Raw genomic sequence first — 23,743 nt, 5'->3', positions numbered from 1 at the left:
GCATGTCCAACCCCGCGCGCGCATCGATGCCCTGGCTGATCATCACGGCCGGTGCCTTGGTTGCGATGCTGACCTTCGGCCCGCGTTCGGCAATGGGCTTCTTCCAACTGCCGATGTTGTCCGATCGTGGCTGGGATCGCACCACTTTCGGGCTCGCGATGGCGATCCAGAACCTCGCCTGGGGCCTTGGCCAGCCGATCTTCGGAGCGATAGCGGACAAATACGGTACCGGCCGCGTGCTCGCCCTGTCCGGTCTCCTCTATGCGGGCGGACTGTTCCTGATGTCGTCCGCGCAATCAATTCCCATGCTGCACCTGTCCGGCGGCCTGATGGTGGGGCTTGCCGTCGGCGCCGGTTCGTTCGGCACGATCCTGTCAGCCTTTGCCCGCAACGTGACGCCCGAACAGCGCTCCTTCGCGTTCGGGATCGGCACTGCCGCCGGCTCTGCCGGGATGTTTCTGTTTGCGCCGCTCAGCCAGGCGCTGATCACGGCCTACGGCTGGTCGGACAGTCTGATGATCATGTCGGCGATGATGCTTGCTGTTCCGCTGCTTGCCATCCCGCTCCGGGGCAATGCCAGCTCCGGCACGCAGAACCAGACGGAGTTCAAGCAGACCGCGGCGCAGGCACTGCGGGAAGCCTTCGGGCACAAATCGTACCTGTTGCTGACCTCGGGCTTTTTCGTCTGCGGTTTTCAGGTAGCTTTCATCACCGCGCATTTTCCGGCCTATCTTCGCGATATCGGCATCGAGGCTCGCTATGCGGTGATCGCCATGGCACTGATCGGTTTCTTCAACATCATCGGCTCGCTTGGCGCCGGCGTGATCGGGCAGCGCTACTCGAAACCCTATCTGCTCGCCTATATCTATATCGGTCGCTCGATCGCCGTCACGGCGTTTTTGCTGCTCCCGCAGTCTCCGACCTCGGTCATCATCTTTGCCGCCGTGATGGGTCTCTTGTGGCTGTCCACGGTGCCGCCGACCAACGGACTGGTGGCGATCATGTTCGGCACGCGGCATCTGGGCCTGCTTGGCGGTTTCGTGTTCCTGTCGCACCAAGTGGGGTCGTTCCTCGGCGTCTGGATGGGCGGCGCGCTTTACGACAGGCTCGGTTCCTATGACATGGTCTGGTGGTTCGGCGTTGTGTTCGGCCTGTTTGCCGCGGCCGTACACTGGCCCATTCGCGAAAAGACGGTGAACCGCCAACCGGTCATGCAGCCGGCGGAATGATACCTGATCCTTGCGGCGTCTTATCGTCAGGGGCTCTCGACAGCGCCTTCAGCGCCGCCTGAACAAACCCGTCGCGGGCGGTACTCTGGGTCATTCCTCGCGGTTCATAGACATGCCGGGATAGGAAATGGCCGGTCAGACGGAAGGCCGCGGCCATGCCGTCGCGGTCAGCAGTCCTGGATGCCCCCTCTCCCAGAAAATCCGGCAGGGCCAGCATGCGGTCCGCATAGGGAGCGCCGGCATCGCGGCTCACGGCGCGACCGGACTTCGGCGACACATAGACAAGATCGCTGCGTGTGCCGGTCGCCGCACATTCCGAAAGATCCAGTCCGAAACCAAGATCGTTCAGCACCGCGAGTTCGAACCGGACGAAGAGTTCGCCCGCATCGGACGGATCATCCATCGCATCGAGAATGATATCGAGAGCTTCGAACAGGTGCGGATGCGGATCACGCTCGGGAAGCAGCCGAAGCAGAGCCCCCATCGCTTGGACACCGTAGACCGCCGTTGCGGTTTCCATCAGCTTTGCTGCACGCAGTTGCAGCGGTTCGAGCTTGAATTCGCCGAGATGCTCGTCGAGACGCGCGCGCCAGACCACCTCCACGCGGTTTCCCGGCTGCAGCACCGGTTGCATCGCGCGCGAGCGGCCGGAACGGACGATGCCGAGATGGCGGCCACGTTCGCGCGTCATCAGTTCGGCGATGACACTCGTCTCGCCGTGGCGTTTCACGCCGATGATGATTGCCTCGTCCTGCCACTGCATCGATAGGTGAACTTCCTGTCTGCGTTGATCAGTTCTACCGTATAACCTCTTGGGACTGAATCGGTTTCTGCGTCTTTCCGGCACGGTTTGCGGGCTCTGTCGGTGTCTAGGTGTGGCTGTCGCGCCTCCCTCGATTTATCTCTCGATCGGGCTGGAACAAATTGCCTTCGCCGCGGATTTCTCCGCCGAACAGCCAAGAGCAATACGCTGCCGGAGATCACATGAAAAACGCCCTGCTCGCTACCGCTATCATTGCCGCGATGCCCTTTGGCCTCGCCTTGCCAACGCCTGCGGCCGCGCAGTCGCCGCAGCTTGAACAGGCCTGCGTCGCGGTTGCCAAGAACTTCCTGCTCATTCCAGACGTCAAGACCGGCATTGTGCAGTCCTTCCCGGAACTCGATCCGCCGGGCGCACGTCTGACCTATTCGACCCGCCAGGACGCCAAGCCGACCGATTTCACCAACGAGATCGATTGCGAGTTCGGCAAGGGTGGACCTCCATTCACGCTGCTGCGCTTCTGCATCTCGAAGACATGCTACGGCCCGGGTGAGCAGGAACCCGAAAATCGTCGTCGCTTCGAAGAGGTCAAGGCGCTGATGGAGCGCAAGAAGTAAGATCTCCGTCTCAGCCGAGATCCGGCGTCAGCATGTTGAGTGCTGAAGACAGATATCGCGCGGCCAGAGCATGGCCGCGCGCTGAAGCGAGATCCAGCGCTGCCCGGCAGTGGCTCTCGAGCGGATCACTGATCTGGATCGGTTCGGCGAGCGCTGGCTGCACGATGACAGTGCCGCTGTAGATCGAAGGCAGCCCATCGACATCGCGCAGACAGCGCCCGTTCGCGCGAACGCTAACCTTATGGCCATCCGGATGGGTCAGGCTGTATTCGGCATTGTAGGCTGCACCATCGACGATCGCCATGTGGATAGCCTTGGCCACACGCTGCTTGTCGCCTTCGTCGATGTAGCGCACCAGGACGTCGATCGGCATTCCGATCGACAGGTCCTCGATCGAGAGACCAAACACATGGGCGATGACGTCGTCACCATAGACGCGGTTTTCTGCAACATTCCAGCTGTAGAACCCCACCGCGTTGATGAAATCCTGATCCGCTTCGTCAGAAGCGATCGTTCCGCGTGCCATGTCCGCTCCCTATGCCAATACGACGCGTAGTTGTACCATCGCCATCGCGTTAGCAATCGCGTACATTGATAGATGACAAGTTGCTACGGGGTTCTACGTAACGAATCACGACCGCCCTTTGGCTGACAGGAATGTCCAATGGAGCGATTCTGCAGCCATCGTGCACGACCGGAGGATGCAGCCGCAATTTGCACGAACCATGGATGCTTTACGCTTTTTTGCCGCCATCCAGCACGTTGAGTGCGGAGGACAGGTAGCGGGCCGCAAGCGCGTGGCGGCGGCTGTTGGCGATTTTCAAAGCCTCGAGACAATGGGTCTTGAGTGGATCGCCAGAATGAGCACCACTGCCCACTTCGACAGCGGTAACGGAGCCTGTGTAGATCGACGGCAGGCCGAGCTTGTCGCGAAGGCATCGTCCCTGCCCTGTCACCGTGACGCGGCGACCGTCCACATGGGTGATCCCATAACTCTGGTGGCACTTTTTGCCAGAAATGATGGACTCGTGCAGGGCTTTTGCGACGCGCTGCTTGTCGCCATCGTCGACGTTGACGATGACCTGTTCGATCGGCGCGCCGCTCTCGAGGTCCCTGTAGGGGACCCCGTAGATGAATGCGAAGACCTGATCGCCGTAGACCTTGTTCTCCTGAACGTTCCAGCTGAAGAACCCAACCGCATCGCTGAGATCCATACCACTGAAGGCATCAAAACGTCTTATATCGCTCATGCCTGGCACCACCTCCACGATTTGCCGAGATCGCCTCAGTCCTTCAATACAACCAGCGTAACCCGTCGGCGTATTTTAGGAAATAACAATTAAGCATTTCCGAATTTACTAACATTCGAAATTACACAGCAGTTCCTTCTCCCGATATCAAGCTAACGCATCGGAAGGAGTCGGCAAGCCAAAAACGGTCAAACATTCAGTTTTTCGGGAATTCCAGGCCCATTTCGCGGAAACGTTGTGGATCGTCTCCCCAATTTTCCCTGACCTTCACAAAAAGGAACAGGTGAACGGGCTGTTCAAGGATCTCGGTCAGTTCCTTGCGCGACGCTGTCGAAATTGCCTTGATGGCGTCGCCGTTCTTGCCGAGAGCGATCTTCTTCTGGCTTTCACGCTCGACATAGATGACCTGTTCGATCCTGACGGAGCCATCCTTTCGCTCTTCCCACTTCTCCGTCTCGACATGCGAGGCGTAGGGAAGCTCTTGGTGGAGCCTTAGAAAGAGCTTCTCGCGGGTGATTTCGGCAGCAAGCTGGCGCATCGGCAGATCGGAAATCTGATCCTCCGGATAGTACCAGGGGCCTTCCGGCAGGGTCGTGGAGAAATAGTCCATCAGATCGTCGCAACCCGAACCGGTCGTCGCCGAGATCATGAAGGTGCGCACGAAGTCGATCTTTTCGTTGGCCGCAGCAGCAAGCGCCAGAAGATCCTCGCGCTTGACCTGATCGATCTTGTTCAGAAGCAGCAGTTTCGGCTGATGCACATCCTTCAGACCCTCGAGGATCGCGTCGGCATCGCCGCGCAGGCCGCGTTCGCTGTCGATCAGGAGCGCGATCATGTCGGCATCCTTGGCGCCGCCCCAGGCGGTGGTCACCATGGCGCGGTCCAGCCTGCGGCGCGGCTTGAAGATGCCGGGCGTATCCATGAAGACGATCTGGGCGTTGTTGTGGATTGCGATGCCCCGAACGATGGCGCGGGTTGTCTGCACCTTGTGGCTGACGATCGACACCTTGGCGCCGACGAGACGGTTGACCAGCGTCGACTTGCCGGCATTGGTCGCGCCGATCAGCGCCACGAAACCGGAATGGGTCGGACCGGCTTCAGCCTGTTCCGCCGCCGCCTCGTCGACCGCGGTTTCCGGCTGAACGGCGTTTACGTCTTCGTCTTTGCCTTCGATGGTGTTGTCTTCGATCATGATGTCCAATCAGTCTTCAGCAGAGGTCTTCTGCCAGACGCCTTCGCGTTCGAGTATCCTGGTGGCAGCCACCTGTTCGGCTGCACGTTTCGACCGGTCGGCGCCCGTTTCGGGCGAAACACCGGGAATCTCGACCGTCACGGTAAAGCGCGGGTCGTGATCCGGGCCGGAGCGGTCGTCAATGCGATAGGAAGGCGTCACGCCGAATTTGGCATGTGCCCATTCCTGCAATTCCGTCTTGGCGTCGCGGCGGGCGCCATCGGCGCGGGTCGCACGCCCCTTCCAATGACGCAGAATGAAACCGCGGGCAGCTTCCAGTCCGCCATCCAGATAAAGGGCGGCAATCAAGCTCTCCACCACATCGGCGCGGACGTTCATCATCCGCTTGCCGGTGATCTTCTTGACGTCGGCGCCGGTTCGGATGAAACGGTGCAGTTCCATCTCGTCTGCAACAATGGCACAGCTTTCGGCGCTGACCAACTGATTAAGGCGCACAGACAGCTCTCCTTCCGGTGCGGACCGGAAGGTGGTGAACAGAAGTTCGGCAACGCAGAGCCCGAGCACACGGTCGCCCAGAAACTCCAGACGCTCGTAATTGGCATCCTTGGCAAGACCGACGCTGGCGTGGGTCAGGGCCCGGTCAAGCCACTGCTTCTCGGAAAAGACGTGGCCGATTATCGTCTCGAGACGGCCGCGTTCTTCATCCGAGAGTGAGAGCGGTTTCATCAATGAACGCCCTTGAAGAGACGGTCCCAACGCATGTTGGACGGCCATTTCCAGATCTCGCGGAAGGACGTGTCGTTGCCGAGCGAGAAGAAGATGACGCTGGCGCGACCGACGAGGTTTTCGGCCGGAACCATGCCCGGACCTTCGTCAAAGCGGCTGTCGAGCGAGTTGTCGCGGTTGTCGCCCATGAAGAAATAGTGTTCCGCCGGCACGACGAACTCGCGGGTGTTGTCGCCACGCGAGCTTGGGGACTGGTCGAGCGTGTCAAAGGTCACGCCGTTGTCGAGCGTCTCGCGGAAGACCGGAACGTTGGTGCCGGGATCGGAGCGGTAGTCGGATGTGAAAGCGCCGTCGCCCTGCTTGGGCACGGCTGTTCCGTTGACGAACAGGACGCCGTCGCGAACCTGGATGCGGTCACCGGGAAGGCCGATCAGGCGCTTGATGTAATCGATCTCCGGCTGCTGCGGCAGGCGGAACACGATCACGTCGCCGCGCTTCGGCTCGCTGAACTGAAGGACACGGCCTTCAAACAGGTCCGGCGAAAACGGCATCGAATATTTTGAGAACCCGTAGGCGAACTTGTTGACGAAGATATAGTCGCCGACCAGGAGCGTCGGCATCATCGAGCCGGACGGAATCGTGAAGGGCTGGAACAGGACGGTGCGGATCACCATAGCCAGCAGCAAGGCCTGGATGATGACCTTGATGTTTTCCCAAAGGGCATTCTGCGGCTTCGTCTCGGCGTTATCGGACACGTATTTCAATCTCTCTCTTCACGGCGGATGGCTACCTGTGTGAAACGTGCCGCAATCTTCGAGAGATCACGCCCGCCGTTCAGGTCATTCCTGCGTGGCACCTTGTAGCTACAAAACCGCTGCGCGCTTTTGCGGGACATGCTTTAGCGTCTTCACAGAGCGGCGGCAATGGGCCACCGCTTCGCCAAATTCGGGTACGCTCACGGAGCGGCCACCGGTCGCGCCTCAATGATCACGAAGGCCTGCGCATAGGGATACTCGTCGGTGATCGTGACGTGGATGAAAGGCTCCTGACCGGCGGGCATCAGTTCCGCCAGCCGCTCGCCCGCGCCACCCGTCAACACCATGGTCGGCTTGCCGCCCGGCAGGTTGACAACGCCCATGTCTTTCCAGAACACGCCGTTTGCAAGGCCGGTGCCGAGAGCCTTGGAGCAGGCTTCCTTGGCGGCGAACCGCTTAGCATAGGATTCGGCGCGGTTCTTCCGACGATCGGACTTTGCGCGCTCGATATCGGTGAAACAACGATGGGTGAACCGTTCCCCGAAACGTTCGATGGATTTTTCAACTCGACGGATGTCGATGAGGTCACTGCCCATGCCGATAATCATCAAAGTCCCTCTTTCTCAAGCATCGACTGACTTGCGGTCTGCCGGCTGCGCCGTCAAGTTCCCCGGCTGATATTCCCGCTCATAGGCCTGCTGATATTCGCTGCGGCGGGCAAGGCGACGCTCCGTCTGGCTGTTGCGAAAACTGCGGATTCCGAAATAGGTCGCGACATAGACAAGCAGTCCGCAGAACAGTCCGGGAGGCAGCGAGCCGATCAGCATCGGCTCCAGGATCGGGTCCCAGAGTTCCGATAGCTTGAGCTGGGAAAACAGCGCCGCTAGATCGACCGGCCGCGCTTCGCCGCCGCCAGCGCGGCCAAGGATGAACTGGCCGATTTCCCACGTAAGGGGCCAGATGATGGGACAAGTAACGGGATTGGCGAAGGCCGTACCAAGCGCCGCAGCGACCATGCTGCCGCCCAGCACCCAGGCAAAAGGTATCGCAAAAAGGATGTGGAAGCCGAGAAAGGGTGTCCAGGCGCTGACCATGCCGATCGCAAGACCGGCAGCAACCGCATGCGGCGAACCGCCGATGCGCAAGATCTTGAGCCGGTAATATCCGAGCACACGGCGGAACCCCTTCGGAGGGAATATTGCGCCATGCAGCTTTTCTCGGAAGGTCGGGGCTTTGCGGCGCCGAAAGGGCATGAAGCAGCTTCTTTCTGGTCCGGTCCGGTCAAGGATCCGAGAACCATCATCTCAGTTCGGAAACGGTCTTCGTAGCGGAAGCCCAAGATGATGGCGAAAATTGGCCGCTGGCATCGGGCCGCTTCGCGCACGGCCCCCGGATAGATCTACTGCACGACAGACGACCGGGCCGCTGTCATGTCATTGAATTCAGATGGACTTGCGGAACATGCCACGGTCGATCTGGCGAACGCGGTGCTCGAGATCGAAGCGATCGCAGGCTTCATTGAGGTATGCCATTTCGCGTTCCTGGACGGAAGGACCGCGCAGGACGCGGGCGAACTTGCGGACGGAGGTAAACATCTGACGTCTCTTTCGGTAAATGTTGCGGTGCAGCAGATATAGGCTGAACCAGCGGGCTTTACCAACGCAAGGGTTACCTCCCAGCCCTGCATTGAATGCATACCCGTTCCAGGGGAGCGCACTCAAAACAGGCAGTCCGCGTCGACGGTCGGCTGGGGTTAGTCGTAGACACGCTTCAGGTTGGAAACGCAGTCCAGTTCCTTCAGCTGCGTCAGGAGCTGATTGAGCTGGCGCACGTCCCAGACTTCGACTTCCATGGCGATCTCGGAGAAATCGGCGGCGCGATTGCTGGCCATCGACAAGGATCGGATGTTGATGTCGAGACCGCCGATTGTCTTCGCGACCGTCGCAAGGGTGCCTGGCTCGTTGATCGTGTTGACGTCGATACGGGCCAGAAAACGCGACTTGTTGGCCTCGTCGAGATCCCAGCGCACATCGATCCAGCGCTCCGGTTCCTCATCGAAGTGCTGCAGGATCGGGGCCTGGATCGGATAGATGGTGATCGCCTCGCCCTTGTCCATGATCCCGACGATACGGTCTCCGGGCACGGCGCCGCTCGGTGCGAAACGCACCTGCATATTGCCGGCAAGACCGCGGATCGGAACCGGTTCCGGGCTCAACGCAACGACATCGCCGGCATTGACGGCCTGGGCATCCTCCAGCGGTGCCTTTGGCTGGTTCGGCAGCTTGAACATCATGCCGGACGCACTGCGCATGTTGAACCAGCCGTCATCGGCCGATGGCTTCACGGTAACGCGTTCATCCTTGAAATCAGGGAAGACGGCGCGCAGCACGTCGAGCGACGACAGCTCCCCTCGCCCGACGGCAGCGATCGCATCCTCGACATCCTTGTGGGCAAGCCGATGCAGAGCAGGCTTCAGCGCCTCCCGGGTAAAGGTCTTTGCGGCGCGATCGAAGGTGCGCTCCAGAATGCGATAGCCGAGGCCGGCATACTGTTTGCGGATCGCCATGCGGGTAGCGCGGCGGATGGCCGAGCGGGCCTTGCCGGTGACGACGATTTCTTCCCAGGCGGCCGGCGGAACCTGCACGCCCGAGCGGATGATTTCCACCTCGTCGCCGTTGTTCAGACGGGTGACAAGCGGCATGATACGGCCGTTGATCTTGGCGCCAACCGTGGTGTCGCCGATATTGGTATGAACCGCATAGGCAAAGTCGATCGGCGTGGCACCGCGCGGCAGCGCGATCAGCTTGCCCTTGGGCGTGAAGCAGAAGACCTGATCCTGGAACAGTTCGAGCTTGGTATGCTCCAGGAATTCTTCCGGATTGTCGCCTTCGGCAAGCGACTCGATCGTATGGCGCAGCCAGGAATAGGCGCTCGATTCCTTGGGCAGAAGATCGTCGCCCTTGGCGCCACCCGACTGGCCGTCCTTATAGAGCGCATGCGCGGCGATCCCGTATTCGGCAATCTCCTGCATCATCTCGGTACGGATCTGCAATTCGATGCGCTGCCTCGAGGGGCCGACGATCGTCGAGTGGATCGAGCGATAGTCGTTCTGCTTCGGGTTGGAGATGTAGTCCTTGAAGCGGCCCGGCACGACGCGCCAGCGGGTATGAACGATGCCGAGCGCCTTGTAGCAGCAGGCGACGTCGTCGACGACGATGCGGAAACCGTAGAGGTCGGAAAGCTGCTCGAAGGACAGCGACTTCGACTGCATCTTGCGGAAGATGGAATAGGGCTTCTTCTGGCGCCCCTTGACGGCGGCGTCCGGCAGGCCGTTGGCGACGAGAAGATCGCGCAACTCGTCCTCGATCTTCTTGATCAGCCCTTCGTTGCGGGCCGAAAGATCGGCCAGCCGCTGGGTGACCGTCGCATAGGCTTCCGGGTTGATGTAGCGGAAGGACAGGTCCTCGAGCTCGTCGCGCATGTCCTGCATGCCCATGCGGCCGGCAAGCGGCGCATAGATATCCATCGTCTCTTCGGAAATGCGGGCCTTCTGCTCGGCCTTCATATGGTCGAGCGTGCGCATGTTGTGCAGCCGGTCGGCAAGCTTGACCAGCAGGACGCGCACGTCGTCGGAGATCGCCAGCAGCAGCTTGCGCAGGTTCTCGGCCTGCTTGGCCTTTTTCGAGACGAGATCGAGACGCTTGAGCTTGGTCAGGCCTTCGACGAGACGACCGATATCCTCGCCGAACAGCTCGTCGATCTCGGCGCGGGTCGCGGTCGTGTCCTCAATCGTATCGTGCAGCAACGCGACGGCGATCGTCGACTCGTCGAGATGCATGTCGGTGAGGATGGCAGCCACTTCGAGCGGATGCGAGATATAGGGATCGCCAGAGGCGCGTTTTTGCTGGCCATGCTTTTGCATGGCGTAGACATAGGCCTTGTTGAGAAGAGCTTCGTTGGCCTCGGGCTTGTACTTCTGCACCCGCTCAACAAGCTCGTACTGCCTCATCATCCCGTGAAATGCCCTCGATACCGGGTCCAACAAAATAAAAATGGCGCGCCAACCATCAGATCAGCGCGGCCATCATAGATATCAAGTCAGATTAGGGCGAGAGAATGAACGGTCCCTTGCCCAAACAATGCATCAATCAGTAATCGTCGCTCTTTTCCGGCGGCACAAGGCCTTCGATACCGGCGAGAAGGTCTTCTTCCGACATCTGGTCGAAATTGACGGTTTCCGCGGCGCCGTCTTCCTCGTCGTTGCCAGAGGCTGTCGACGTGCTGCCGGCAGCAATCAGGGTTGCCGGATCGGGCTCGGGCTCGTCGATTTCGACATGCTTCTGCAGCGAATGGATCAGGTCTTCCTTCAGGTCGTCGGGAGAGAGCGTTTCGTCGGCGATTTCGCGCAGTGCGACGACCGGGTTCTTGTCATTGTCGCGATCGATGGTGATCGCTGCGCCCTGCGAGATCTGGCGGGCACGGTGGCTGGCGAGAAGCACCAGCTCAAAACGATTATCGACTTTGTCAATGCAATCTTCTACTGTGACACGGGCCATTGCCTGTCCTTTGCGGTCGTTATTTTCGGAATTGCTACGCCCGATACAGCCATTGCCGGCGAAATTCAAGTTTATTCATGCCGACTGCCGCATGCCGCCGACCGTGGTGGCGATGACTCTGGCCAGATTCAACGAAAGGTTGCTTGGATAAAAGCGAATCCTACCATAAATGACATTTATATGATTAGCTGGTAATTTAACCGATAAATACCTAAGCGATCGGCTCAACTTTTCATTTGACGGGTCCTTGGTCAAGCAGCTTGAAGGGGATGGAGACATATGTTTGACCCAAGAGAGAAGATAGCTCTCTTTATCGACGGTGCTAATCTTTACGCGGCCTCGAAAAGCCTTGGTTTCGATATTGATTACCGTAAGCTTCTGAAGGCTTTTCAGAAGCGCGGCTATCTGTTGCGTGCCTATTACTATACGGCGCTGATCGAGGATCAGGAATATTCGTCGATCAGGCCGCTGATCGACTGGCTGGATTACAACGGCTACAAGGTTGTGACAAAGCCCGCCAAGGAATTCACGGATTCGCTTGGCCGCCGCAAAATCAAGGGCAACATGGATATCGAGCTCGCGATCGATGCGATGGAACAGGCCGAGACCGTTGATCATCTCGTGCTATTTTCGGGCGATGGCGACTTCACCAATCTTGTCGAAGCGCTGCAGCGCCGCGGTCGCAAGGTCTCGGTCGTTTCGACGATGCAGACGCAGCCGCCGATGATCGCCGACGACCTGCGCCGGCAGGCCGATCATTTCATCGATCTGATGACACTGAAAGCCGAAGTGGGCCGCGATCCATCAGAACGCGCACCGCGGCCGACGGAACCTGCTCCCGAACCGGCCGAAGGCTGAGATCATCCCTGAAATGAAAAAAGGCGCCGTTCGACGGCGCCTTTTTTGTTGGGGAAAACGACTACGCCGAATGCGGCTCCGGCGTCACCGAAGATGACGCCCCCTGCCCGGCGCTGCGCTTTCGTGCACGAAACACGCCCTCGACGATCAGGGCCAGGGGAAGCCCGATAAAGAACGGAATGAAGAAGTAGATCACTCGGAACGCGACAAGCGAACCAATCGACGCCTGGTCGCCCATCACGTGGCGAACGGTTGCCTCGAGGACTCCAAGGCCACCCGGCGCATGGGTAATGAGGATTGCCAGATTGGCGAGCACGAACGCGGTCGCGGCCTTCAGGTAGCTGACATCGGCGCTCGCTGCCATGACTTCGCGCAGACAGGCGGATACGAGCGCGAAATTGATCGTGCCGATCACCACCTGTGCGATGGCGATCCTGAGCGTCGGCATCTCAAAGCTCCAGGAGCGAATCTTCAAAGGCGCGCGCACCGTTGCCGCGAGGATGAGATATACACCCGTCACGGCGAGGCAGGCAAAACCAATCCCCATGACCATCGCCTCCGACAGCCCCAGGACTGTTGCGGCATCCTTCGGATTGATGATCATCACGATACCCGACAGAACGGCCATGCCGATGCCGACAGTGACACCAGAAAACAGAACGATCTTGGCAACGTCCTCGGTGCTCATGCCCCAGTGATGATAGTAGCGATAGCGCAGCGCGCCGCTGCTGAGACCCGACAGGCCGACACTCTGGCCGATCGACAGCGCAATGAAGGAGGCAAGGCCGATCTTGGGATAGGAGAGGTCGTTCTTCACGTAGCGCACGCCAGCCCAATCAAAGCCGGACAGGCAAACATAAGATCCGGCGGCAAACAGGCCCGCCATGACGAGATTATAGGTCGGGATATCCCGGACGGACTGGACTATGTCGCTGAGCGAGTATTCGCGGAACGTGTGGTACAGAAGGTAGCCGGCGGCGCCGAAGCCGATGACAATCGTGATGTAGGTAAAGATCTGCTTCTTCGTCATCGCCCACTTGCCCCAAAATAACGAGCTGAAACGGGCGATGTGTGGTTTTGTTCCGCAGTGAGGGTTCTCCAGCTCGCTCGAGCACGCGCTTAACGCGACGCCCGACCGGTCAGCCTCAACCGGCCTTGAAAAGGCGCGACTTCTCGCGGTTCCAGTCGCGTTCCTTCTCGGTCTCGCGCTTGTCGTGCAGCTTCTTGCCCTTGGCGAGCGCCAGTTCGAGTTTCGCGCGACCCTTTTCATTGAAGTAGATCTTCAACGGCACCAGTGTCATGCCTTCACGGTTGATACCGACACGCAGGCGGGAGATCTCGCGCTTCGACAAAAGCAGCTTCCGGCGACGGCGGGGCTCGTGGTTGAAGCGGTTGGCCTGCAGATATTCCGGAAGATGGCTGTTGATCAGCCAGATTTCATTGCCTTCGTCTGAGGCGTAGGACTCGGCGATATTTGCCTTGCCGTCACGCAGCGACTTCACCTCGGTGCCGGTCAGCATGATGCCGGCTTCGTAGGTATCGAGGATCTCGTAATTGAAGCGGGCCTTGCGGTTTTCCGCGACAATCTTGTTCACCGTGCGCTGGCTGCCTTTGGGGGCCATTGAAATCTTCCGTCGCCCTTCATCTGAAACACAATCCCCGCCCATGGGCGATGAGCGGGGTTCGATTTCTATGTAATGCGCCAGGCAGCAAAAGTGAAGCGCTGCGGCTTCAGTTCAGGATACCCGCATGACGCAGTGCTGCATCAATGGCAGCTTCCGTCGCCGGTTCCAGCGTCGACATCAGCGGAGAGCGGACAGCGCGGTTCAGGCCGCGGACCTTGTAAAGTCCGTATTTCGAACCGCAGACGCCGGGCTCCATGAAGATCGCCTTGTGGAGCGGCATCAGGCGATCCTGATACTCGAGTGCCTTGGCATAATCGCCGGCAAGCGTGGCGGCCTGGAACTCGGCACAAAGCCGCGGCGCGACATTGGCCGTCACCGAGATGCAGCCGACGCCACCATGGGCGTTGAAGCCAAGTGCCGTCGCATCCTCGCCGGACAGCTGCACAAATTCCGACCCGCAGGTGATGCGCTGTTCGGATACGCGCTCGATCTTGCCGGTCGCATCCTTGACGCCGACGATGTTCTTGTAGGCCTTGGTAAGGAAACCCATCGTTTCCGGGGTCATGTCGATGACCGACCGGCCGGGAATGTTGTAGATGATGATCGGCAGATCCGTGGCTTCGGCGACCGCGGAAAAATGCGCGATCAGGCCCTTCTGGGTCGGCTTGTTGTAATAGGGTGTGACCACCAGAAGCGCATCGGCGCCCGCGGTCTGCGCATGCTGGGCAAGCTCGATCGCTTCGCGGGTGTTGTTGGACCCGGCGCCGGCGATGACAGGGACGCGGCCGCGGGCGGCCTCGACGCACAGTTCAACGACCCGCTTGTGTTCGTCGTGCGAGAGCGTCGGAGATTCGCCGGTCGTGCCGACCGGGACCAGACCGGAACTGCCTTCCGAGATCGTCCACTCCACATGCGCGGCGAAAGCATCCTCGTCCACCGCGCCGTCGGTGGTGAAGGGGGTGACGAGAGCGGGGATCGATCCCTTGAACATGCAAAACTCCCAAAGGCCGAAGGGCATGGTACAATCCATGCTTCGGCCGTAATCCGCGACTATAAGGCTGGGCACCATAAATCGGCGACCGGGCGGCGACAAGCGGAAGTACATGGGTTTTCAGCGTAAATTCCACTTAAGAATTCGCGCGATCGTGACCGCTGTGGTAAGGTTTTGTTAAGCTTGTCAGCAGCTAATAAGGGGTCTGAAACATCGTTGTCGCGAGTTGCCGGATGAGCAAACCCGTTGTAATCCTCAAGACGCTCGGGGCAGCGCTGTCAATCAGCGTCGCGGTCCTGCCGGCTTACGCTGCACCTCCAGGTTCCAATGCAGGCGTCGCACCGCTGCCATTCGTGAGGCCGGACGCTCCCGCTGCAATTCCGGGCTTCACCACCGTTCCGACGCCCGTCCCTGCGCCACCGACAACACCGCCGGCCATTCCGGCGCTGGTTCCCGTGCCTGACATTACCGGCGCAATCCCCAGGATGAACCGGCCGCTTGCGACGCCCGCTCCCGCCCCTGCTCTCAAGGCCGGTCTCGATGCACTCTCCGACAACGATGCCGCACAGGCGATCGCCATGCGCGACAGCCTGCAGGAAGGCTCGCTCGACGAAAAGATCCTGACCTGGGCGATTGCCACCTCGGGCGCCCGCGGTATTCCTTCGAGCGAAATTGCCGCTGCGCAGCGCAGGCTCGTCGGATGGCCGGGGCTTTCCACCCTGCGGGCGCAGTCCGAACGCGCGCTCTACCGCGAAAACCCGACGCCGGCCAAGGTGCTTGCCGCTTTCGGCACGACGAAACCGGAAACGCCGGAAGGTGCCGTCATTCTATCGAGGGCGTTGGTGGCAAGCGGCAAACATGCCGATGCCGGGCGCATCCTGAAAAACATCTGGGCATCCGAGCCGCTGGACAAGCCGATGGAAGACCGGATCCTTGCCGAGTTTTCTGCGCTTCTTTTGCCTGCGGATCACCGGGCGCGGATGGATTACCTGATGTACCGCAGCCGCGGCGCGCAGGCGAAGCGCTTTGCCGAGCTCGGCGGTTCGCAATCGCTCTACAAGGCGTGGAACGCCGTCATCGTCAACGCAAAGACGGCAGGACCGGCGATCGAGGCAATTGACCGTTCGCTGGCAAGCGATCCGGCTACCCTGTTCGTGCGGATCGAATATCTGCGCCGCCAGGACAAGTACCAGGAGGCCGCAGCGCTTCTTGCAAAGGCTCCGCGCGAAGCGGGCCGTCTGATCAACACCAGCGAATGGTGGAACGAGCAGCGAATCGTTGCCCGCGGGCTCGCCGATCTCGGCGATGTCAGGCTGGCCTACCGGACGGTGTCCGACCCAATGGCGGCTCTCTCCACCGACAAGGTGGATGCGGAATTCCATGCGGGCTGGTACGCGCTGCGGGCGCTCAACGATCCGGCCACAGCCGAAAAGCATTTCTCGAGGATTCTTGCCGCCTCGAGCCGTCCGCTCTCGGCATCGCGCGCGCTCTACTGGCTCGGACGCGCCGCGGAAGCTGGCGGACCGGGTTCCTCATCGGAATTCTACAGCCGCGCTGCCCGGTTCCCCGGCACATTCTATGGCCAGCTCGCCGCCGCAAGGCTGGGCACGCGGACGCTCGATGTCAGTTATCCGACGCCATCGGCAGCCGACCGGCAGATGTTCGAAAACCGCGAGGCCGTTCGGGCTATCGCAAGACTGGACGCCGCCGGCCACGATCGCCGGTCGGCAGCGCTTTACAAGGCACTTGGCGAAGAGCTGACAAGCCCCGGTGAACTCGCGCTGCTTTCGTCACGCGCGGAAGCGCAGGGCGACCATGCGCTGTCGCTCTCGATCGGCAAGAGTGCCTTTTCACGCGGCATCGACGTTGCAGCGCTTGCCTATCCACTGGGCGTCATTCCAACGGCTGCCAATATCGAGGGGTCCGGCAAGGCGCTTGCCTACGCGATCGCCCGGCAGGAAAGCGCGTTCAATCCGACAGCCGTGTCACCGGCCAACGCCCGCGGGCTGCTGCAAATCCTGCCGACGACCGCCCAGGGCGTGGCGAGGCGCCACGGGCTGGCCTTCAAGGCCGACCGATTGACAAGCGATGCCGGCTATAACGCGACGCTCGGCGCCCATTATCTGGGAGAGCAGATCGAGACGTTCGGCGGCTCCTACATCATGACATTCATCGCCTACAATGCGGGGCCGAAACGGGTGAACGAGTGGATTGCCCGCTATGGCGATCCTCGCGGCAAGCCTATCGACGAAGTCGTCGACTGGATCGAGCGCATCCCCTTCCCCGAAACGCGCAACTATGTGCAGCGGGTAATGGAGAACTATCAGGTCTACAAGATCAGGCTCGGCCAGACATCGGATATCGTCACTGACCTGCGGATGGGGCGAGGATAGTCTTCCCCGCGAGAACTTTCGTTTCTTGGCTTTCCTGTTCACGAATACAAAAAAGGCCCGGCGATGCCGGGCCTTTCGCGTTTGATCGTCGTGATCAGAACGTGCGCTGGAAGCGCAAGAGACCCGACCATGCATCGTCGTCGAGCGTGGCGTTGTTCCACTTGGTGTAGGCAACTTCCGGCTGGATGAGGAAGCCCTGGATCGGCGTCCACTGCAGGTTGGCGACAGCCGAAAGAACGTCGCTATCGGAGTAGGAAACCTGCATGTTGGCAGCGAGGTCTTCGTTGAACTCGTAGCCGGCACCACCCCAGACAGCCCAGTCACCCCAGCCGAAGCCGTCAATGATTTCAGGTGCATAGGAGTTGAAGCTGTCGCCGTCGCTGTTCCAGCCCCCCATCAGGAAGGCGGTGAAAGCGCCGAACTTGCCGCCGACACGTGCCTTGACGGCACCTTCTTCAGCCGATTCGTCGTAACCACCGGTTACGCCGACCATGAGATTGCCTGTGTCGTATTTCAGACCAGCGGCAACATTCGGCCAGTCGCTGGCGCCACCGGCGGTGTCGTTGTCGTTCTGGCCGTCGTCTTCGAGAGCGGCGAATGCCGAGAAGCCGTTGCCACCCTTGTAGGTGTAGGCAACCATGTTGACTTCGCTCGGGCCGTAATTGATGACGTCGTCGCTGTCGACGTTACCGGCGTAATCGATGAAGGATTCATAGAGCGAATCCTGCAGGCCGACCGCAAAGCCGCCGAGTTCGATCGTCGCAACCATCAGGCGTGTACGGGTATTGTTACCGTCGATTTCGGAAACGTCGTACCGCGGATCGTAGTCGAAGCGCGCCGTAAGATTGGTCTTCAACGTGCCCATTTCGGTGTCCGAAGCGGTGCTGAGATAGAGTTCGGCGCGGCTGTTGGTGTAGAGACCATCGGCATCCGGGCTGTATGCGCTGCCATAGGCTGCGTCGAAACGGACGCGGCCGCCGACCTTCAGGCAGGTTTCGGTGCCCGGGATGTAGAAGTAGCCGGTGCCGAACGCGTCGCAGACGCGGACGTATTCCATGGGTTCCGGTTCGGCGGCGACGATGGCGTCGGCGGCCTGAGCGCCGGAAACTGCTGCGAGGGCGGCAGCGGAGCCAAGAAGAAGGCTCTTGATGTTCATTTCGTAATCTCCAAACAAACGCAGATGAAACAATGTATGTCGTAAAACAAGGTCGTCCATGGAAGCAGGAATCACCCCGAGTCGCGTGGTCGGCTGCCGAGACGCTAGTCGTCGATCAACTTTGCGGCAACGAAATCGGCACTGTTGTGTCCATTAGCACCTCAATCGAACCGGTCGGTGTTGCAAGCTTTCATCAGTTTGTTCGTGTGTTCTAAATCGCTGAAGAGCGAACGATGCTGCCTTGCAGCGAATCATCAAGCGGCGGGCCGAATCGAACGCCGAAACGCAAAAGGCCCGGCAGAAGCCGGGCCTTTCGTAAAACCAAATCCCTTTAAAGGATCAGAACGTGCGCTGAAGGCGAACCATACCAGCGAACTGGTCTTCGTCGATTGCATCCCAGCTGGTGTAGGAGATTTCTGGCTGGATCAGGAGGCCGGAAACCGGGGTCCACTGAACGTTACCAGTTGCTGCGAAGGTTTCGTTGTCCGTGTAGGAAAGCTGTACGTTTGCAGCAACCTTGTCGGTGAACTTGTAGCCTGCGCCACCCCAAACAGCCCAGTCACCCCAGCTGATGCCCTCGCTATCGCCAGGTGCGTACTTGTTTACGCGATCGCCATCAGAGTTCCAGCCACCGAGGAGGAAAGCAGAAAACGCACCGAAAGTGCCTGAAATGCGAGCCTTGACTGCGCCTTCCTCTTCGGACTCATCGTAGCCGCCGACAAGCGATGCAGCGAACGTACCGCTGTCATACTTGATACCAGCAACGACATCCACCCAATCGCTCGCCGAACCGCGAACGAGAACGCCGCCGTTGCCGCTGTTTGAAAGATTGTCGTCCTCGATGTTGCCATCGTCTTCAAGCGAAACCATGGCCTTGAAGCCATTGCCGCCGTCAAACGTGTAGGTGGCCTGGTTGAGTTCGAAAGGACCGTAGGAGATCACGTCATCGTTGATGACGTCGCCGGCGTAGCCCGAGAACTGCGAATACTGCGAGTCAGCGAGACCGACCAGGAAGCCACCCCAAGTGATGTAGGCTTCGATCAGACGTGTGCGGGTGTTGTTGCTGTCGATCGTAGACACATCATAACGCGGGTTGTAATCGAAGCGCGCTGTGATTCGGGTCTTGAGTGCACCCCATTCAGTGTCGGACGCGGTATCGAGCGAGATGTGGGCGCGCGAGTTTGTGTACGTGCCGTCGCTGTCTGAACGGTAAGCATCAGCATAGCCTGCGTCGAAACGAACGTAACCACCGATCTTGAGGCAGGTTTCCGTGCCCGGGATGTAGAAGTAACCCGTGCCGAAAGCGTCGCAAACGCGAACGTATTCCATTGGCTCCGGCTCAGCAGCGACGATAGCGTCAGCGGCCTGGGCANAGCTGCAGCGGAGCCGAGAAGAAGGCTCTTGATGTTCATATTTGACCTCCAGTCAAAGTTTCAAAAGGGGTGAGTAGCTTGCTGGAGCCAGCACATCTGCCCCTCCCCGCGACTCAAGAAACGGCGACGAACCGACGCGCTTCATGTCCCGAAGCTACGAGACCTTCCCAATTGTGACAAGTAAATCACAAGCTTCGATGCGCGTTTTTGGTGTTTATTTGCAAAAGTGTTGCAACGTTTCATCGCATTGGTTTCGAGCGTAAACGAACACTTAATAAACGGGCCGGGAACCAGCGACCCCGGACGCTTCGAGGAACTGGTGACCACCTCAGTCGCGAGAGAGAATCACCAGACGGCCGCGACCGATCGCAACAGAAACAGCCTGCAGTTTCATTGGACAAAACGACAAAAGGCCCGACGTGAGCCGGGCCTTCCGTGAAACAATCCTGAGGTAAGGATTAGAACGTGCGCTGAAGGCGAACCATACCGGTCCACTGATCGTCGTCCATCTGCGCGTTGTCGACGCTCGTGTACGAAACTTCTGGCTGGATCAGGAGGCCCGAAACTGGGGTCCACTTGACGTTTGCCGTAGCAGCAAGAACTTCGGAGTCGGTGTAGCCAACCTGTACGTTAGCAGCAACCTTGTCGGTGAACTTGTAGCCTGCACCACCCCAAACTGCCCAGTCACCCCAACCAACAGTGGCAGCACCGTAGTTCGTGCCTGGAGCAAACTTGTTGAAGCGGTCGCCGTCAGAGTTCCAACCGCCCATGAGGAAGGCCGAGAGTGCGCCGAACTTGCCGGAGATGCGGCCCTTTACAGCGCCTTCTTCTTCCGATTCGTCGTAACCACCGACCAACGACGCAGCGAATGTTCCGTTGTCGTACTTGACACCAACTACAGCATCAACCCAATCGCTAGCCGAACCGCGGACGAGAACGCCGCCGTTGCCGCTGGTGGAGAGGTTGTCGTCTTCGATGTTGCCGTCGTCCTCGAGCGAAACCATAGCCTTGAAGCCATTGCCGGCGTCGAACGTGTAGGTTGCCTGGTTCAGTTCAAACTGACCATAGGAGATCACGTCGTCGTTGATGACGTCGCCGGCATAGCCGGAGAACGAGGAGTACTGCGAGTCAGCGAGACCCACCAGGAAACCGCCCCAAGTGATGTAAGCCTGGTTCAGACGGGTGCGGGTGTTGTTGCCGTCGATTTCCGAAACATCGTAGCGCGGGTTGTAGTCGAAGCGAGCCACAATCTTGGTCTTCAGGGCGCCCCACTCAGTGTCGGAAGCCGTGTCGAGCGAGATGTGCGCGCGAGTGTTGGTGAAGGTGCCTTCGCGATCGAGGCGGTATGCGTCGTTGTACTTAGCGTCGAAACGAACGTAACCACCAACCTTGAGGCAGGTTTCCGTGCCCGGGATGTAGAAGTAACCTGTGCCGAAAGCGTCGCAAACGCGAACGTATTCCATTGGCTCCGGCTCAGCAGCGACGATCGCGTCAGCAGCCTGGGCGNNNAGCTGCAGCGGAGCCGAGAAGAAGGCTCTTGATGTTCATATTTGACCTCCAGTCAAAGTTTCATATGGGGATGGGTCTTTTGCTAAAGGCCAGCGTTCCCTGCCCGTCCCCGGGACTTTGAAAACGGACGAACCACCGCCGCGCTTCCGTGGTTCAAATTACAAATGCAGGCCGCGCATGCAATCGCGAACTGGCCATCAGCACCTTCTACCCACCTGCTTCACAAACCCGTGTTGCCGAAAGAGCACAAAAGCACCCCGGGCGACCGTTAAAAGTTTACACATCGTTAAGAAACACATTGGAAAGCAGCCACTTAGGCTTCGCGCAAGGTTCAGCGAACTACGCGCGCATCAGCGAGTCCAGGATCGCAAATCGATTGGGATTTTGAAGTTTGGGAATGGCGGAGAGGATGGGATTCGAACCCACGATACGGTTTTGCCGTATACTCCCTTAGCAGGGGAGCGCCTTCGACCACTCGGCCACCTCTCCGGTCCGGCCTGATTATTTCGGAACGTTGCCGATTGCAAGGTCTTTCGCAGGCCGATCCCGATTCGAGACCGGAATAGGCGTGGAATCAGTAGCTGGCAGGCCCTGCTCCGCCCGAACCGCGTCCATAGCGACCGGCGAGCGTCTTCAGCGCATTGGAATAGAGAGCGACATCGGCACCGACGGCCACGAACGTTGCCCCGAGATCGAGATAGCGGCGGTTGAGATCTTCGTCGAAGGTCAAGATGCCGGCCGGTTGGCCGGCGGCGACGATTTGGCGAATCGCGTTCTCGATCACGTCCTGCACTTGCGGTGCACCGATCTGGCCGCGAAACCCCATGTCGGCAGAGAGATCGGCCGGACCGATGAAGATGCCGTCAACGCCTTCGACCTCCGCGATTCGCTCGATGTCATCGATCGCCGCCATGGTTTCGACCTGCACCAGAAGGCAGATCTCGTCTGCAGCCGTGTCTGTATAGTCTGCGATCGCGTTGAAGGCGGACGCGCGGGCAACGGCTGCACCCACGCCGCGCTTTCCCTCCGGCGGATAGCGGACGGCATCAACCAGTGCTTTCGCCTGCTCGGCCGAATCGACCATCGGCACCAAAAGCGTGCGGGCGCCGATGTCGAGCAGTTGCTTGATCATCCAGGTTTCGCCCATCGGCGGGCGAACGACGGCTTCCGATGAGGAGGAGGACAGGGCCTGCAACTGCGCCATGATGCTGCGAAGATCGTTGGGCCCGTGTTCGCCGTCGATGACCAGCCAGTCGAAACCCGCATGGCCGGCAATCTCCGCCGGCAGCGGCTCGGCCATGTTGAGCCAGAGGCCGATCTGCGGCAGGCCGGCTTGCAAACGAGCCTTGAAGGCGTTTTTCGGTGCCGGCATGGTATCTCCTTTTAAAAAATGCTGTCTTTATTACGCGAGCAACTGCTTGAGGTCGGTCGCCGGATCGGCGATCAGCGCCTTGTCTGCCGTCAGGCCGTTGTCCAGCAGCTTCTTGCCGGTCACATAGGCCTTGGCGTCGTTGATCGCATCCACGGCGATCAGGCGACCCTCGCGGTAATACCAGATCGACACGCTGCCCTGTCGGGTACCGGGCCGCATCACCGTCTCGTCGTAGCCGAGGTTGAACCCGGCGATCTGCAGCTTCACGTCATACTGGTCGGACCAGAACCACGGCTTTGCCTCGTAGGGCTCGGCTGACCCGGTCAGGGTCGCGGCAACCGATTCGGCCTGGTCGACTGCGTTCTGCACCGACTCGAGACGGATATTGGTGCCCTTCCAGGGCAGCATGGCGCAATCGCCCATGGCAAAGATTGCCGGATCGGACGTGCGAGCATAGTCGTCGACGAGGATGCCATTGCCAACGTCGAGGCCGCATTGCTGCGCCAGCCGGTCGTTCGGCGTGACGCCGATACCGACGATGACGAAATCGATATCGATGACCGTGCCATCGGACAACTCGGCCCCGCGAACCCGGCCGTCCTCGCCGATCAGGCGGGTGAGGCCTGTCTTTTCCCGGATGACGACACCATGCTCGGCGTGAATGGCCCGCATCACGTCGGCGGTTTCCTTCGACGCGACTCGCTGGAGAATGCGGTCAGCCATCTCGATGAGCGTCACTTCAAGCCCGAGATGGCGAGCGACAGCTGCGGCTTCGAGGCCGATATAGCCACCGCCGATGATCAGAAGCCGGCGACCTGCCTTCATCTCGTCGGCGAGGAGATCGGCGTTGCGCTTGTCACGGACGGTAAAGACACCCGTGAGATCACCGCCGATGCTGGCTGGAAGGGTGCGCGGCGTCGAGCCGGTAGTCAGCGCCAGATGTTCATATTCAAGGACAGACCCGTCCTGCATCCTCACCGTCTTCGCGTCCCGGTCGATCTCTTCGACAAAGGTGGAGAGACGAATCTCGACATCGTGTTCCGCAAACCAGGTTTCCGGGCGAAACGTCAGGCGGTCGAAACTCATCTCGCCCATCAGGTACTTCTTGGACAGTGGCGGCCGCTGATAGGGAATGACATCTTCGGAGCCAATCATCGTGATCGGCCGCTCATCCTTCAGCGCTCTCAGTTTGGCGGCGAGCGCGAACCCGGCCTGCCCTGCCCCGACGATCACCAATCTACCTGCTGCCACGCCCTGCTCCCATCGCGAAAAACTCGCGGCTGAAGGGGTAGCGCCGCCCCGGCGACCCGTCAACAGCCCGATTTCGGCACACTAACGGTGCAACTTGCGCAACGCGTGATCATGACGCGACGAAAACGCG

22 protein-coding genes, 1 tRNA gene and 1 pseudogene are annotated in these 23,743 nt (G+C 59.8%); 4 read left to right on the top strand and 20 right to left on the bottom strand.

Features of this window, described 5'->3' with window-relative positions; genetic code table 11:
- The first annotated feature begins 2 nt into the window (after nucleotides 1-2).
- Nucleotides 3-1,229, top strand: a complete 1,227-nt coding sequence (locus tag ASF70_RS11525) for an MFS transporter (RefSeq protein WP_062579793.1) — start codon at nucleotides 3-5, stop codon at nucleotides 1,227-1,229.
- Here ASF70_RS11525 and recO read toward each other — a convergent pair.
- Entirely contained in the window at nucleotides 1,210-1,992 is a 783-nt protein-coding gene (gene recO, locus ASF70_RS11520; protein WP_062579791.1) for a DNA repair protein RecO, read from the bottom strand. The genes ASF70_RS11525 and recO overlap by 20 nt on opposite strands.
- A gap of 221 nt (nucleotides 1,993-2,213) precedes the next feature.
- Here recO and ASF70_RS11515 point away from each other — a divergent pair, with 221 nt between their 5' ends.
- Nucleotides 2,214-2,606: a hypothetical protein gene (locus ASF70_RS11515; RefSeq protein ID WP_062453386.1), complete on the top strand. Its 393-nt coding sequence runs from the start codon at nucleotides 2,214-2,216 to the stop codon at nucleotides 2,604-2,606.
- A gap of 10 nt (nucleotides 2,607-2,616) precedes the next feature.
- On the opposite strand, the gene ASF70_RS11510 is transcribed toward ASF70_RS11515, so the two are convergent.
- The 10 genes from ASF70_RS11510 to rpoZ all read right to left on the bottom strand — a co-directional run bounded on the left by ASF70_RS11510 (nucleotide 2,617) and on the right by rpoZ (nucleotide 11,085).
- Nucleotides 2,617-3,132 (bottom strand): PAS domain-containing protein, encoded by a 516-nt coding sequence (locus ASF70_RS11510; protein ID WP_062579790.1) that lies wholly within the window; start codon nucleotides 3,130-3,132, stop codon nucleotides 2,617-2,619.
- Between the two features lie 208 nt (nucleotides 3,133-3,340).
- A complete protein-coding gene (locus ASF70_RS11505) occupies nucleotides 3,341-3,856 on the bottom strand; it encodes a hypothetical protein (protein WP_062453388.1) in 516 nt (171 codons plus the stop codon).
- A gap of 196 nt (nucleotides 3,857-4,052) precedes the next feature.
- Nucleotides 4,053-5,057, bottom strand: a complete 1,005-nt coding sequence (gene era, locus ASF70_RS11500; protein ID WP_162237978.1) for a GTPase Era — start codon at nucleotides 5,055-5,057, stop codon at nucleotides 4,053-4,055.
- Nucleotides 5,058-5,777, bottom strand: a complete 720-nt coding sequence (rnc, locus tag ASF70_RS11495) for a ribonuclease III (RefSeq protein WP_062579786.1) — start codon at nucleotides 5,775-5,777, stop codon at nucleotides 5,058-5,060.
- On the bottom strand, nucleotides 5,774-6,529 hold the full coding sequence (lepB, locus tag ASF70_RS11490; protein ID WP_062454754.1) for a signal peptidase I: 756 nt from the start codon (nucleotides 6,527-6,529) through the stop codon (nucleotides 5,774-5,776). Before lepB ends, rnc begins: the two co-directional genes overlap by 4 nt.
- 200 nt (nucleotides 6,530-6,729) lie before the next feature.
- Complete coding sequence (acpS, locus tag ASF70_RS11485) at nucleotides 6,730-7,137, bottom strand: holo-ACP synthase (RefSeq protein ID WP_062453390.1); 408 nt, start codon at nucleotides 7,135-7,137, stop codon at nucleotides 6,730-6,732.
- Between the two features lie 15 nt (nucleotides 7,138-7,152).
- A complete protein-coding gene (locus ASF70_RS11480) occupies nucleotides 7,153-7,782 on the bottom strand; it encodes a DUF2062 domain-containing protein (RefSeq protein WP_062579784.1) in 630 nt (209 codons plus the stop codon).
- Between the two features lie 189 nt (nucleotides 7,783-7,971).
- Nucleotides 7,972-8,124: a DUF3563 family protein gene (locus ASF70_RS23625; RefSeq protein WP_082471869.1), complete on the bottom strand. Its 153-nt coding sequence runs from the start codon at nucleotides 8,122-8,124 to the stop codon at nucleotides 7,972-7,974.
- A 158-nt stretch (nucleotides 8,125-8,282) separates the two neighbouring features.
- Nucleotides 8,283-10,541 (bottom strand): bifunctional (p)ppGpp synthetase/guanosine-3',5'-bis(diphosphate) 3'-pyrophosphohydrolase, encoded by a 2,259-nt coding sequence (locus tag ASF70_RS11475; protein WP_062579781.1) that lies wholly within the window; start codon nucleotides 10,539-10,541, stop codon nucleotides 8,283-8,285.
- A gap of 136 nt (nucleotides 10,542-10,677) precedes the next feature.
- A complete protein-coding gene (rpoZ, locus tag ASF70_RS11470; protein WP_062454756.1) occupies nucleotides 10,678-11,085 on the bottom strand; it encodes a DNA-directed RNA polymerase subunit omega in 408 nt (135 codons plus the stop codon).
- 279 nt (nucleotides 11,086-11,364) lie between these two features.
- Here rpoZ and ASF70_RS11465 point away from each other — a divergent pair, with 279 nt between their 5' ends.
- Entirely contained in the window at nucleotides 11,365-11,943 is a 579-nt protein-coding gene (locus tag ASF70_RS11465; protein ID WP_062453393.1) for an NYN domain-containing protein, read from the top strand.
- Nucleotides 11,944-12,004: 61 nt separating this feature from the next.
- On the opposite strand, the gene ASF70_RS11460 is transcribed toward ASF70_RS11465, so the two are convergent.
- From ASF70_RS11460 to dapA, 3 genes are all read right to left on the bottom strand, one after another.
- Nucleotides 12,005-12,973, bottom strand: coding sequence for a YbhN family protein (locus ASF70_RS11460; protein ID WP_062579778.1), 969 nt, complete (start codon nucleotides 12,971-12,973; stop codon nucleotides 12,005-12,007).
- Nucleotides 12,974-13,088: 115 nt separating this feature from the next.
- Entirely contained in the window at nucleotides 13,089-13,565 is a 477-nt protein-coding gene (smpB, locus tag ASF70_RS11455; protein WP_062453395.1) for an SsrA-binding protein SmpB, read from the bottom strand.
- Nucleotides 13,566-13,674: 109 nt separating this feature from the next.
- Complete coding sequence (gene dapA, locus ASF70_RS11450; RefSeq protein ID WP_062453396.1) at nucleotides 13,675-14,559, bottom strand: 4-hydroxy-tetrahydrodipicolinate synthase; 885 nt, start codon at nucleotides 14,557-14,559, stop codon at nucleotides 13,675-13,677.
- Nucleotides 14,560-14,792: 233 nt separating this feature from the next.
- Here dapA and ASF70_RS11445 point away from each other — a divergent pair, with 233 nt between their 5' ends.
- Nucleotides 14,793-16,952 (top strand): lytic transglycosylase domain-containing protein, encoded by a 2,160-nt coding sequence (locus tag ASF70_RS11445; protein WP_082471868.1) that lies wholly within the window; start codon nucleotides 14,793-14,795, stop codon nucleotides 16,950-16,952.
- Nucleotides 16,953-17,046: 94 nt separating this feature from the next.
- On the opposite strand, the gene ASF70_RS11440 is transcribed toward ASF70_RS11445, so the two are convergent.
- From ASF70_RS11440 to ASF70_RS11415, 6 genes and pseudogenes are all read right to left on the bottom strand, one after another.
- Nucleotides 17,047-18,108: a porin gene (locus ASF70_RS11440; RefSeq protein WP_062579776.1), complete on the bottom strand. Its 1,062-nt coding sequence runs from the start codon at nucleotides 18,106-18,108 to the stop codon at nucleotides 17,047-17,049.
- Nucleotides 18,109-18,447: 339 nt separating this feature from the next.
- Nucleotides 18,448-19,437, bottom strand: coding sequence for a porin (locus ASF70_RS11435; protein ID WP_348270993.1), 990 nt, complete (start codon nucleotides 19,435-19,437; stop codon nucleotides 18,448-18,450).
- 502 nt (nucleotides 19,438-19,939) lie between these two features.
- Nucleotides 19,940-20,987, bottom strand: a pseudogene (locus ASF70_RS11430) (porin); the annotation flags it as partial.
- A gap of 401 nt (nucleotides 20,988-21,388) precedes the next feature.
- Nucleotides 21,389-21,479, bottom strand: a tRNA-Ser gene (locus tag ASF70_RS11425).
- Between the two features lie 85 nt (nucleotides 21,480-21,564).
- The gene (locus tag ASF70_RS11420; protein ID WP_062579774.1) at nucleotides 21,565-22,362 is read right to left on the bottom strand and encodes an HpcH/HpaI aldolase/citrate lyase family protein; all 798 of its coding nucleotides are present in this window, start codon (nucleotides 22,360-22,362) and stop codon (nucleotides 21,565-21,567) included.
- Between the two features lie 30 nt (nucleotides 22,363-22,392).
- Nucleotides 22,393-23,613 (bottom strand): FAD-dependent oxidoreductase, encoded by a 1,221-nt coding sequence (locus tag ASF70_RS11415; RefSeq protein WP_062579772.1) that lies wholly within the window; start codon nucleotides 23,611-23,613, stop codon nucleotides 22,393-22,395.
- Between the last annotated feature and the right edge of the window lie 130 nt (nucleotides 23,614-23,743).

The organism is Rhizobium sp. Leaf321 (genome assembly GCF_001423215.1).
Taxonomy (GTDB): Bacteria; Pseudomonadota; Alphaproteobacteria; order Rhizobiales; family Rhizobiaceae; genus Neorhizobium; species Neorhizobium soli.
The sequence above is the reverse complement of the archived record's forward strand: the minus strand, read 5'-3'. Positions and strand labels throughout refer to the sequence as shown.